General features: G+C 60.0%; 9 protein-coding genes and 1 pseudogene. 2 read left to right on the plus strand and 8 right to left on the minus strand.

The genetic code is table 11. The features are described from left to right. Positions 1-156 precede the first annotated feature (156 nt). Both AC57B6_RS00025 and AC57B6_RS00030 read left to right on the plus strand, forming a co-directional pair. Entirely contained in the window at positions 157-2,793 is a 2,637-nt protein-coding gene (locus AC57B6_RS00025; RefSeq protein ID WP_496420501.1) for an LPD7 domain-containing protein, read from the plus strand. A 14-nt stretch (positions 2,794-2,807) separates the two neighbouring features. After that, positions 2,808-3,335, plus strand: a complete 528-nt coding sequence (locus tag AC57B6_RS00030; RefSeq protein WP_496416786.1) for a PH domain-containing protein — start codon at positions 2,808-2,810, stop codon at positions 3,333-3,335. Here AC57B6_RS00030 and AC57B6_RS00035 read toward each other — a convergent pair. The 8 genes and pseudogenes from AC57B6_RS00035 to wecB form a co-directional block, all read right to left on the minus strand. Next, positions 3,329-3,487 (minus strand): annotated as a pseudogene (locus AC57B6_RS00035) (Tn3 family transposase); the annotation flags it as partial. The gene AC57B6_RS00030 and the pseudogene AC57B6_RS00035 overlap by 7 nt on opposite strands. A 229-nt stretch (positions 3,488-3,716) precedes the next feature. After that, complete coding sequence (locus tag AC57B6_RS00040) at positions 3,717-4,190, minus strand: GIY-YIG nuclease family protein (protein ID WP_496416785.1); 474 nt, start codon at positions 4,188-4,190, stop codon at positions 3,717-3,719. 119 nt (positions 4,191-4,309) lie between these two features. Continuing rightward, positions 4,310-4,585, minus strand: coding sequence for a hypothetical protein (locus AC57B6_RS00045; protein ID WP_496416784.1), 276 nt, complete (start codon positions 4,583-4,585; stop codon positions 4,310-4,312). A gap of 408 nt (positions 4,586-4,993) precedes the next feature. Continuing rightward, the gene (locus tag AC57B6_RS00050; RefSeq protein ID WP_496420502.1) at positions 4,994-8,341 is read right to left on the minus strand and encodes a glycosyltransferase; all 3,348 of its coding nucleotides are present in this window, start codon (positions 8,339-8,341) and stop codon (positions 4,994-4,996) included. After that, complete coding sequence (locus tag AC57B6_RS00055; protein ID WP_496416783.1) at positions 8,338-9,741, minus strand: ABC transporter ATP-binding protein; 1,404 nt, start codon at positions 9,739-9,741, stop codon at positions 8,338-8,340. Before AC57B6_RS00055 ends, AC57B6_RS00050 begins: the two co-directional genes overlap by 4 nt. Next, positions 9,719-10,567, minus strand: a complete 849-nt coding sequence (locus AC57B6_RS00060; protein ID WP_496416782.1) for an ABC transporter permease — start codon at positions 10,565-10,567, stop codon at positions 9,719-9,721. Before AC57B6_RS00060 ends, AC57B6_RS00055 begins: the two co-directional genes overlap by 23 nt. Beyond that, positions 10,564-11,811 carry a glycosyltransferase family protein gene (locus tag AC57B6_RS00065; RefSeq protein WP_496416781.1) on the minus strand — a complete coding sequence of 416 codons (1,248 nt, stop codon included), beginning with the start codon at positions 11,809-11,811 and terminating at the stop codon, positions 10,564-10,566. The genes AC57B6_RS00060 and AC57B6_RS00065 overlap by 4 nt, the downstream gene beginning before the upstream one ends. After that, entirely contained in the window at positions 11,808-12,965 is a 1,158-nt protein-coding gene (gene wecB / locus AC57B6_RS00070; protein WP_496416780.1) for a non-hydrolyzing UDP-N-acetylglucosamine 2-epimerase, read from the minus strand. The genes AC57B6_RS00065 and wecB overlap by 4 nt, the downstream gene beginning before the upstream one ends. Positions 12,966-13,070 lie beyond the last annotated feature (105 nt).

Raw genomic sequence — 13,070 nt, forward strand, 5'->3', positions numbered from 1 at the left:
GAGGCAGTTTGCGCAGGCCTTTACTGACTGATTCCGTTATTCCAAAACCAACGGAAACCTCGTCACCCTTATAACCTCAAGGCTTATGATCGCAATTCGACCGAATCTTGGTCAGGGGCCTACAAGGGCGATGCGTTCGCCGGCGCGAACCGGGAGTTGAAGGCATCGATCCTCGAGGCGATACTCACACGCAACATCACGCGCCATGACGACTTCAGGGCGCTGCTGGCCGAGTACGGCGACACGCGCACGCGCAACGCCGGGCGTGAAGTCGAGTATGAAAACGTCAAGCCGCACGACGCGGCAAAGGGCGTCAATCTGAAAGAGTACGTGTTTTCGCGCGAGTTTATCGAGCTCGATGCGGACGCCAAGCGCGACGCGCTCGCATCGGACATCCACGCCAAGTACATCGAACCCGGCGTGCCGCGCGAGACGCCGGCCGCGTATGTTGAACTGCTGAACGAGTGGCATGCGGTGCGGGCGCGGGAAATCAAGTATCTGAACAGCGGCAGCAGCTTTTACGAAACCTACCGGAAGGCATCGCCGGACGAGCAGCGGCACCTGCTCGCCCACCGTGAGACGCGCTTCTATCAACGCACTGGAGGACTGGATGAACGCGGAATCGAAGAACGTAGCGAACGACGCAGCAGCCGTGGACCCGGAAACTGGCGAGATTGGCGGGGGCTGGGAAGAGCTCGCGGCCACGGGCGGGAACCCGGAGCCGGAGGAGCGTCAGAGCGGGGGCAAACCAGCTGGGAAGCGCTCGAACGCGAACACGAAGAAATCACCAGGCGGTGGCGAGCCGGAGCGGATCGTGACTTTGACGCTCGTTTCGATCGATCCGGCCCGGCGCCCCAATCCTTCGACCGTGTGCGAGGTGTGCCCGGCAGCGGTCTGGATGGCGACGCCGCTCGACGTCAAATGCTTCTGCCGCCTGATGCATTACTGGAGCTGGGAAACCAGCAAGCCGAACGAGTTGACGCATTGCGATGGTCTGGCGATCGCGAGCGAGAAGGAGGACTGACAGGGGAGCGCGATGCGCCGAGCTGGAGATCCATCGCGGCGCGGATGTACACGGCGTATCAGCAGGCTGATCCGGCTGAGAGGGCGAGACTTGTAGCGACCAGCGCGGAGAAGTTCGAGCGCAAGACCTTCGGAATGAATCGGGCGCTCGGCGGTGGCAGGATGCCGCGAGAGTTCAAACAGGACCGGTCGCCTCGAAGTATTTCGGATATCCAGTCGTTCGACGCGATCGCGTCGATGCCGTTCGGGTCCGTGACGTTGGCGGCGGGTCGTGACCGGATCACATTGCCAGGCATCGACGCGTTTGAGCGGCCACTGTATCCATTCGACGCTGGCGACGGGCTGTCCGATACCTATGGACAACCGCCCGGAACGATGGAGGCGCCGCGCAACTGGCCAGATGCTGGCAGGTCTGCGGGGCAGTCGTTCAATGCCCGCGCGAGAGCATCGACCGGACGCGAAGCCGATACGGTGCTCGACCAGTTCGCGCGTGATCTGGACGAAACGAGATCCGTTCGGGCGGACCGCGAGCGGGCCGAGTTTGCGGAAATCCGCGCGACGCTCGATGCGAGCCGGCTGCTCGCAGCCCTTGCGCACTCGCACGGTCTGATCGTCGAGAAATACCAGGTCGGCAAGGGCCGCGACGGTGCCGACCGGATCAAGGCAGGCTCGCGCAATCTCAATGTCTCGGACTTCCTGACGAAGGAAATGAATCTGTCGTGGACCGACGCGGCGCAGCTGCTGCGCGATACCTATCGCGCGCAAACCGGACGGGATCCGGCGCATGCTCCGCGGCGCACACCGGAGCGCGATCTGTGGGCGGAGTTTCAGGCGTGGCGCGCGGCGTACCGCGATGCATTGCGCAGCGAATGGACCACGCAGGGCCGGCACGAGACGGAGCGACGGACGGCCATCAAGTCAGCGTTCTACGGGAAACGCAGCGCGATTGCCGACCGGACAGATCTATCGCCGGCGCAACGCAAGGACGCGCTCTCTGCTGCACGCGTTGGACGGCTTGAAGCCGAGGCGGCGTTGCGGGAGCAGGTCGCCCGCGAGCGCGACGCGTTGAAGGGCGCCGCCCGGCGGTCGTTGACGGACCAGTATCGCGACTTCCTGCAGGAGCGCGCGCAGGCGGGCGACGAACGCGCGTTGCGCGAGCTGCGGCGCATGCAACGGCTGCGGTCGGAACTCGCGAGGACGGCAGACGAGACACGCACGGTGGCGTTCCGACCGGCAGATGCCGGCGAGCCGAACGAACTCATCTATCGTGGACCGTCGATCACTTATGAAGTGCTCGTCAACGGTAACGTGGATTACCGCAAGGATGGCGCCGCGCTGTTCGTCGACGAGGGGCGAACGCTGCGCCTGTGGGATCAGGAGCGTGACGCGCTGGAGATCGCGCTGCGGTTCGCACAGCAAAAGTTTGGCTCGTCGCTGACGCTCACCGGTCCGGAGGCATTTCAGGCGGCCGCCGCGCGCGTGGCAGCCGAAACCCGGATGCACGTCGAGTTTGCCGATCCCGAGCTCGAGCGTATCCGGCAGATCCGGCGAGCGGAGCTCGATGCCGAGGCGGCTGAGCGTCGGGCGGCGCAGCGCGATACCGATCGCGAGCGTGACGCTCATGAGCGTGAACGGCTGCGCGATATACTGCGCGCGCCAGAACCAGAACCGGGCGGGGCCGACGCCGGACCCGGCAATGACGATCGCGAGGACCCTGAGGTACCAGACGGTCCGGATGCTCCGGAGCGTGGGCCTGACATCGACCGATAAGGAGGAAACAAATCATGGCGCGGTATGGCATCGTTGCCCGGGCGGAGATCGCACGGCAAGTCATCTTCAGCGGGACGCCGTCACAGGTCGTGAACCTGCCGGCATTCATCAAGTGGCTCGTTGTGGCCGCACTGATTGTCGCTGGCTACGTGTTCGCGCTGAACCGCTGGCCGGTGCCGTGGTTCGCGCCGGCGATCGCGCTGCTGCTTGTCGGTCTTAGCGTGCTGCTGGTGTACCTGCAAACGGCCTTTACCGAGATCATCATCGATACCGAGCGCATCACGTGCCGGCAGGGCATCCTGAACCGCCGTGTGTCGAGCATCGAGCTGTTCCGGATACAGGATGTCACGTCAGTTCATCCGTGGTGGCAACGCCTGTTCGGTATCGGCGGGGTGGTCGTGATGACGAGCGATTCGAATAACCCGGTGTGGCGTCTGCCGGGCATGAAGCACGCCGAGCAGCTACGCGACGAGCTGAACCGCGCCGCGATCGCGCTGCGCGATATCAAGGGCGTTCGCGAAGTAAACATGGGTCGCGTCTGACTACGGTTCTGTGAGCGATGTACGTTCCGTTCCAGTTGCGGATCGCGCAGGTAGCGCAACGTGTAGATGCTGCGGATGAGCTTGTCGAACTCGAAGATCGCGCGCCGTGTCGGATTCGGCGCGGTGTAGGTGCACAGCTTGCGGATAAGTGTAACGACTTGCGTTTGAATCCGGCCTTGCTTGCAATCGACGCGATTTCCTGCTCGCAATAACTGCAACTGACGGAGCGCGCGTGCTCGGATTATCTGCAACCGTGCTTGCATTCGGCCGTGCGGGCTTGCATTCCATCGCCGCGTGCTCACATTATCTGCAACTCACTGACAGCAGGTCAGCATGGCGACGAGAAGCGGCCGATCCTCAATCTCTGAGGCTACGACTTTTCTATTCGGCATCTACATCGTCGCGTTCGCTGTACTCTGGTTGGCGCCGGAAGGCCTCGGATAGCGTGACTTTGGGTGTCCGGGCCAACTTCTTGTAAGAACCCTGCGCGTTGAGCTGTTGAGCGTTCGGATCGAAGCGATAGATATGCCGAAGAATACCTTCAAGTTCGCGAATTTCCTCCGCGCGGACGTTGGGCCATACAACGAATACTGAACAACAATCCCAGTAATCGCTCTTGCGCCGACGGTGAGCACGCAAGCGCCCCTTGATGCCAGTGGCCGACATGCCGACATAGACCACGTGCCTATACGGCTTCCGAGGGTTGCCCGAGTCCGCTGTCCGATATAACACATAGATTCCTCGCAGCCCTCTTGGGATCGCGTCGATATCGGCGATGGGGATCAGTTCGTTCTTCTGCTCGATAAGCCGAAGAGGGTCGACCCGCCGGCTTCCCCGTTGTGCTGGAACGTCCACTTGTCGCTCTCGTTATATTATTCCGCCGCCAAGCACGTGCCCTTTGGAAGGGCTTTTCGAGCATCCACCTCCGGCGCTACCCAACGATGGCGTGCCCGTGAATGGCGGTTGTTGGCCGTCTACCGACTGTCGCAAACGGTAGCATCATTTGCGTGACTTTCTCCGCGCAACTCAGCGCCGTGTGCACGGATCGCAGCGATCAACTCTGCTGGCGTGATCTCATAGCGTACCTCACGATGGATGCCTGGCTTGCGCGAATCCACGTCGATGAGCAGCACGCTCCTGCCGTCGGGCGCGGCTTCGAGCCGCACGGTGCGACGCACGCACTCAGTCAGAGCATCGCTGTCGACCAACAGATTGACGGTGCCATGAGCGCCTTTGTGAGAAGTAGTCATCGGTTGAGGCTCCTGAAAAGGCTCACCAGCCGCCCCCGCAAAAGCTCAACGTTTGAGTGGTCTGGCCTGTGTGCGCCGAACTCAGTAGTCCGGCTTTGATAGGGTCTATCCAATATGGCATCAGCTCGCCTCGGCGGGCTTTTTTCATGGCACACGCAAGGACTCGATACTGAGCATCGGTTAAGACAACCGCGATTTTTCCCCCACCATCCATTTGGGCAGCCGCCAGAACAGCCGGTGCAATCGACTTCTGACATTCCGTTCAGTCGTCTTCGGAAAATGACAGACAGACAGCCCGCAAGCGGAACAAGCCAAACACGACATCGCTGTACGCGCACGCCGGTAGTCGAGCGGATTCGCGTGTGGTCGGCAACGCTTGCCGAAGCGGTCACAGGGGCGTGACGTTCCTTAAACAAGCGATTGTGCCGTCTGCGCATCATCGATGCGCACGCGATAGCGATGAGGCGTCCACGATCCCCATTTCGCTTCGTAGATAGCCCGATTGGTCTCGAACAACATCCGCTTCCTTTCCTGGCCGAGCTTATTAAATGAAGCGGACAAATGGTGGTGCACGAACACATCTTCGGCGCACGCGACGACAAGGCCCGCTGCCTGGACGCACCGGCAATAGTCATCGTCTTCAAAGAAACCGACGCCGTAGTCTTCGCAGATTGGACCGCAGCGTTCATAGGTGGAACGCGGCAACATTGCGCAGAAGAAGGCGACCGTATTGAGCTCGAACCACCTGCCCAGATTCGACTGGGTGATTTCCTCAGCCTCGTGGTGCATTGCGTCCAGCGTGGTATAGCGCGTGTCGACCCGCGCCTCGTTGCCAATGTTGTTGGTCAGCGGTCCCAGGATACCGATTTCAGGCGCATTCCGGAAGTGATTGACCATGCGCCGGGCCCAGCCACGCGTGACGACCGTATCGTTGTTCAGAATGACCAGATAGTCACCGCTCGCTGCCGCGAGGCCCTGGTTGTTGCCGGCCGCGAAGCCGCGATTGTCGCTATTGAGAACCAACTTGACGTTCGGGCGAGATGCAGCCCACGACGACAGATACGCAGGCGAACCATCGCTCGACGCGTTGTCGACAACGACGATCTCCAGATCGACATCGTCGCTGTACGTCTCCAGACTGTCGAGGCAGTCCTTCGTCAACGCGAGATTGTTGTAGGTCAACACGATCGCGCTGACTTTCGGACGAGGTAACGCTTCGATTGCCTGCCGGAATGTTTGAACGCGGTGCGCCCAGGTCTGTCCCGCAGCGAAAGCCTTGCGGCGATCGATCACTTCGGTGCTATCGGGCAGCACCGTCATCGCCTCACGCAACTTTTCGACAAAGCCTTCGTGGGTGTCGGCCAGCCTGACGCGTTCGCCAAATTGTGCCATTTCCGGCAAATCGATCGAGACGACGGAACGCCCAGCCCCCAGATACTCATAGACCTTGACTGGATTGGTCGCGAGCGTTAGCGGAATGACCCTGAAGGGCAACATGCAAATGTCGAACGCGTACAGGTAGTAAGGCAGCCGCGCGTAAGGCACTTCGCCGGTCATTTCGACGTTCGCGAACGCGCTTAGGCGTGCGCCCGCACCGGCGGTGTCGGCTCCGACCAGCAGCACCAGTGCGTCGGGAAAGGCCTGCGCGACGCGCGCGACGAGATCGGCATCGAACCATTCTGCAATGGCACCGTAATAGCCGATTATCTGACGGCCACGCGGGTCAATATAGCGTTCGGATGGCGCATTGCAGAAATCGGCGTATTGCCCCGCGTTCCGGATCACCTTGACATGCTGATTGTATTTGCGGGCGTGATCCTCGAGCCACGACGAGGTCGCGACCAGCAGATCGGCGCGCCTCATCATCCGCTCTTCGAGGTCGAGCAGCTCCTGCGGTACATTGCCGAATCCTTCGTGATGGTCCATGCAGTCGTACGTCACACATTCAGACTGCATTTGCGTAGCGATCGGATACCAGTAGCCGTGCTGCACAAGCGAATACGAGCGATCAGTGCCGCTCCATTGACGGAAGAGCTTGATCCCAGCCAGGATCTGCGTGGTGGCTTTAGCCGTCGGCGCTGCAAAATAAATCGCCGGCGCACCGCTGACCTTCAGCTTGACCTGATACAGCGGCAGAGTGTCGTCCAGATGCTCGACCGAGAAGCCAGGCTCCTTCGAGTCTTCGAAGTGATTGGAGAAAAAGTACACGCGGTGACCCGCCCGCGCGAATTCACGCGCAAGGTGCTGCGGCCGCTGAATTCTGAAATGCCAGTCGATAATGCTGAATACGAACACGTCTGCCAGGGCACGTTGCACCCGTGGTGCATGCGCAACCACGACCGCGTTGGCGGGTGCGCTTGCGATTCCGTCAGGGAACGATGTCGTGCTTAACGGGAGAACCGCCCGCCGCTTCAGATGCTTGGGGATATACGTCAGCGACCGGTAAGCGACGCTGCGGACGCCGCCATGCACGTAGGCGTAGTTCACATCCCGAAGGCGGCCTTTCATCCAGTCAGGGGTGCCACGAATCGCTCGCAGCGGGGCAGTCATCCGCCAGCTCTTGGTCGCAAGCAAGGTCTTGACCTCGGTCATCAGTGCCTGCTCGCGGTACTGAAGGAAATGAACGCGTTCGCTATCCTGATGGGCGGCTGCAACCAGCATCGCGTTTTGTTTAGTGAGTTGTCGTACCTTGCCAAGCTCTTCGTCGAGCTCGACCAGTAGCGCAGCTGTTTTGGCCTCGGACATGACCACGCGCGCTTCTGAAGCAGTTAACTGCGCCGTCGAAGTATCCGCACGAGACTTTTCGTCGTCGAGCCGAGCTTGCATCGATTCTGCGTGCGACTGTGCCAGCCGGCATTCCTCGCGCGCTGCTTTGAGCTCGCTGGCATGGTGCGCTTCTGAAGCAGCTAACTGCGCTGTCGCAGTATCCGCACGAGACTTTTCGTCGTCGAGCCGAGCTTGCATCGATTCTGCATGCGACTGTGCCAGCCGGCATTCCTCGCGCGCTGCTTCGAGCTCGCTGGCATGGCGCGCTTCTGCCAGTGCAAGCTGCTGTCGCAACGCCGCAGTCTCATCGGAATGATCCGCGTCGTATAAGCTGGCGTCCGCGAGCGTGAAGCGTTGAGTGGCGAGCTGCGTGGTACGCGCGTACACCAGCAGAATCTGGTCGCCCGGCCAGTAGCTCGGATCCCTGAACCGCGTATTGACGACTGAACGGTGCACGAGCGACCAGGCGGCATTGGGCGAGACCGGAATGTTGATCGCGTCGAACGTCACCTCGTGCTCGGCATGCCGCTCGAACTCGCGGTACGGAAGCAGCAACACGATGAACTTGGACGCGTAGTCCGCGATTTTGTTAAAGACATTCCATGGGTCCGCGAAATGTTCAAGCGTGTTCGACGAAAAAAGAACGTCGAAAGCCGGGCGGTTCGGCGCGTCGAGCAGGTTTTCGTGAGAGAACTTGATGCTGTTGTATTGCTGTTGCGCGCTCTCGATGGCGGGGCTGGAGAAATCGATGCCGGTAATGTCCCATGACAGCATCTGCGCAAGCATTTCCGTACCGTCACCCTGCGCGCAGCCCCAGTCGCAGACGGTCAGATTATTCCAGCGCACCGCATGCACGAGCCATTCGGGCATCGCCTCGATCGCGACGCGTGCGAAGAAGCGGCTCTGCTCTCTGCCTCCGTTCGCTTCCCAGTCTGTCACGAAGCGTCGGTCCCAGTAGGGATTGCTATTCATATTTTCTTGGTGGCTCATGCGAATGTCCGTTTTGCTAGCGGTGCCGCTTGCGCGGAATCGATGACCTGCTCCACATCCAGTAGGAACGTCCCATACAGCTTTTCCTCGACGAGCGACGTGAAGTAGTGAGCACCTTCGATGTACTCGTAGTACTGGGGCATGACGCTGGTCCGATCTTCTAGTGCGACGGCCAGGAGGTAGTTGCCGCTATTGAGTCTGTTTTTCAATCGGAATCGCACAAAGGCAACGTCGGCCGCCTGCGCGAAGTCGATCGCCTTTTGATCCCAGGTGGTCGACACGATCAGATCCGTACCTCGCAAATCCTTCAGCGAGAAAGCGACACTCAGGGTCGTTCGGTCTGCATTCGCCGGCGGACGGACCCTGACCCTCACTTCGATATCCTCGCGGGCCATGAAGGTTGACGCGCGTTCGCCACGGGCGTTGTAGATACCCGCTTCTAGGATCGATCCGATGTGACTACCCCAATGATTGATCGGGTGATGCATCGCCATCAATTCCAGGGCGTCGTTCGTGGTGGCGTCCTGCTCCGGTTGCAGGGATGGCTTCTCGCTTACCGCGACCGGGCTTTCCTGTGCGGGCGCCGTGTCATTGACGTCGTCGCTTTCTTCGACCTCGAACAGATACTGGTTGTACTGGGCCGTCACGGAAAACGCGTCGCCCAGCATCCGGACCTCACCCTTATCCAGCCAGAGAGCGCGTTCGCACAGCGTTCGAACCGCCCCCACGTCGTGCGACACGAACAGGATCGTGACGCCTTTTGCCTGCATCTTCTTGATGCGGTTCAGACACTTGGCCTGGAAGCGCGAGTCGCCGACCGCGAGGGCCTCGTCGACAATCAGGATCTGCGGATCGACGTGAATCGCGACGGCGAACGCGAGGCGCACATACATGCCGCTGGAGTAGGTTTTCACGGGCTGGTCGATGAAGTCGCCGATTTCCGCGAACGCCTCGATCTCTGGAAAACGCTCATCGATCTCAGCGCGTGAAAGACCCAGCACGGCGCCGTTCATATAGACGTTCTCGCGCCCAGTGAAGTCGCCGTTGAACCCGGCGCCCAATTCCAGAAGCGCTGCGACCCGCCCGTTCACCTCAATGCGGCCCGACGTCCCGCGAAGGGTGCCACACAGAATCTGCAGGAGCGTCGATTTGCCTGAACCGTTGCGGCCGACAATCGCACAGGTCTCGCCGCGCCGGATCGTCAGATCGATATCGGTGAGTGCCCAGAACTCGCTGAATCCTTTTTGTCGGCGCGGCGCGATCACATGCTTCAAACGTTCCAACGGTGTGTGGTAAACAGCGTAACGCTTCGATAGACCCTCAATTCGAATTGCCACATCGTCATTGACCACGCTGCCGGTATGTGTCGTATTTGACTCAGAGTACATCGGCAAATCCATCCCGTGCGCGTTGGAACCAGGCCAGCGACAGCCATGCGAAAGCCATGCTTGCCGCTGTGTACATTGCAAGCGTTCCGAAGTCTGGCATGGCGCCGTCAATCATGACTCTACGGGCTTGCTGAATGATGAGCGTTAGAGGGTTGATGAGCAGCAACGCCTGAAACGGCTTGGGTAGCGACTCGATTGCGTAAAAAATCGGGCACAGGAACATGATGACGGAGGTCAATACACCGATGACCTGACCGATATCGCGCACATACACGCCGAGCGAACTGATGATCCAGCTGACGCCGACCGCCATGAAGATCAGGGGCACGAAGATCAACGGTACGAAGATGAGCGTCCAGTGAACCGTGCCATAAACGAACGCGGAAAAAACCGTCCAGACTACGAGGCTGATGCCCGCATGAAAGAGTGAGGTTCCAACAGTCATCCATGGAAGCAGCTCCAGCGGAAAGGCCACTTTCTTGACATAGTTCACATGGCCGCCAATGAGCATGGGTGCGCGGTTGAGGCACTCGGAAAAAAAATTGAATACGATGAGACCGGCAAACAGCACGACGGAAAACTGGAGGCTGTTCGCCGCGCCGGACCATCGCGCATGCAGGAATATCCCGAACACCACGGTGTACAGGGACAGCATCAGGAGGGGGTTCAAAAATGCCCAGACCGTGCCGAACAGGGAACCGCGGTAGCGGCCCGCAATATCGCGGCGCACGAGCTGGAGCAGTAGCTGGCGATGAGTGAACAGGTCAAGCAGTACTCTGCTGAGGGCCGCGCGATGCTTGAATTCAGCGCCGTTCTTGATAAAGCTGATTTGGCTCATTGATTCGGTAGGATTGGGCGGTCCGGCGTGGATTGAAGTGAAGGAGCGACAGCCTTATCGTGCGCGTGTCGCGTGGCCGGTGCGATGGCTACCATCCGCGAACGGATCAGGATAGGCTCAAAGCGCCTGTTCCAGTCTACTTCGGCACGGAATGACGCAATTGCCTCCGGGTTGACGGTGGTTGCCCGGGCCTGTTCCCACAAGCGCGGCCAGTCGGATTCCCGCGAAATGTGCGTCACGCCTTCCGTATGCTCGCGAGATTTCATTTCACCAAAGGCAGTCGACCAGACCGGTACGCCCATGCTCCGATATTCATAGAACTTGATCGGGTCGACACCGGACGTCAGGTCTGTGATCCGGAAGGGAATTAGCCCAACGGCAAACTCGCGGACCATATTCGCCATCTCGTCTTGCGGCAACTCGCCAAGCAACTCGATATTGGCAGGCAGATTTGCGGGGCGGGCGACGAACTCAGGTCCGATCAGTCGGATCGTCACGTCGGGCAGCGCGAGCGCCAGCGAGTGTACCAGGGGCCAGTCAAACCACTCCGCAATTGTACCGATGTAGCCGACGTATCGCCGTGGGCCCGCGTTCGACAGCTCGGGGAGGCGGCTCGTTGGATAGCCGTTAAGCACGATGATCGCATCGCGCCTCATCCTGCTCACGTCCGACGCGAGCTGCGACGAGGAACAATACACATCCGTGACGTTTTGACAGACGGCGCGCAGGCGGGCTTTCATCGAGATTCGCGATAGTCCGCGGTAAAACGCCGGAAAGTTGTCGAGGACGTCGACGAACGAGCGTTCATGCGGAACTCGTTTCAGCGCCCATTCTGCGAGCTTGCTGGGCCGGCCAATGGCGAGCACACAATGATCAGTTCCGCGCGCGAATTCCAGCAACTGGGCACGCACCGTTCGCCACGCAACGACATGATTGACGAAGGCGCTCATCGGAAGCGGTTCGATGGGCAGAGCGGCGGGCCGCAAGACCCGGACGCGCGCATCGCCGGCGTGCACCATCGCCGCCTTCCCGGGGCGAACCCGCTTCAAGTCTGCGATTGTCGGCAGACGCGTGGGATAGGGATCGATCCATAGCACTGAGTCGAACCCGCTGTTCGCGAACTCAGCGACCATGAAGTGCGGACGCTGCGCATAGCTGGCATAAGGTATGGATGAAAAATAAATCAAACGTCGGCCGTGCGACGCGACGCCGCGGCTGCTGTCCCCATCCACGCGCGCGTTCATGCTGGCTGACCGCTTGATGCGAACGTCGAGGAGCCGGCTGGAACGGAACCGTCTCCGGTCAGTGCATCCTCAAGTATCCCAACGATGCGTCGCGCGGCTAGACCATCGCCATAAGGAGATGCGCCTCGTGCCATCTCTCTGTAAGCGGCCGGATCAGTCAGAAGGCGCTGAACTTTCTCGACGATACGTGCGGTATCGGTGCCGACCAGATCCGCCACGCCGAAGGACACTGCCTCGGGACGCTCGGTTTCCTCGCGTAGCACGAATACGGGCTTGCCGAGCGCGGGCGCCTCTTCCTGCACGCCACCCGAATCGCTCAGGATGATATGTGCTGCTTCCATGGCAGCAATGAACGACAGATAGTCGAGCGGTGCGCACAGATCGACTCGTGGATGGTTGCCAAGCATATCGCGCACGACGGATGACACATTCGGGTTGGGATGCACCGGGAACAGCACATCGAGTGCCGGATTGCGTTCCAGTAATTCAAGGATGGCAGCACAAATACGCTTGAGCGGCTCGCCGAAATTTTCGCGGCGATGTGTGGTGACCAGAATCATCTGGCGGCCATCGGCCACTTGCCGCTGCACCTTGTCTGCATGTTGGCGCGCTTCGAACAGCGCATCGATCACGGTATTGCCCGTCATAAACACGGCATCAGCCGGCACTCGCTCATCCAGAAGGTTCTGTGCTGATGACTGGGTGGGTGCGAAATGCCAGTGGGCCAGGCGGCCGGTGACAACGCGATTCATTTCCTCAGGAAACGGATTGCGCATGTCGTTGGTTCTGAGGCCCGCCTCGACGTGACCGACGGGAATGTTGTTGTAGAAGGAGACCAGGGATGCCGCAAGAACGCTGGTCGTGTCCCCCTGAACAAGCATCGCACTCGGCGCGATCTTCTTTACGACTTCATCGAGCGATGTGATCAAGCGAGAGGTGAGACCCGGCAGTGTCTGGTTGGGGCGCATCAGATCCAAGTCGTAGTCAGGCTTGATTGCAAATATTTGCAGAACCTGATCAAGCATTTCTCGGTGCTGCGCCGTTGCGATAACGACGGGTTCGAGTTGCGAGGATTCACTGAGGGCGCGTACCAATGGCGCCATTTTGATCGCCTCGGGACGAGTACCGAAAACCACAGCTACTTTTTTTTTCATTGATAAAGCCCTCTCCGGTAAAAATTGCCGAGCCGAGCCCGAGGCATTCGGCATTCTACGTAAGATTTCGAAAGGGGGTCGCTTGAGAAAACGGAAAATAAAGCA

The sequence above is a fragment of the Paraburkholderia sp. BGA-UO-ETr-F12 genome, assembly GCF_059567945.1.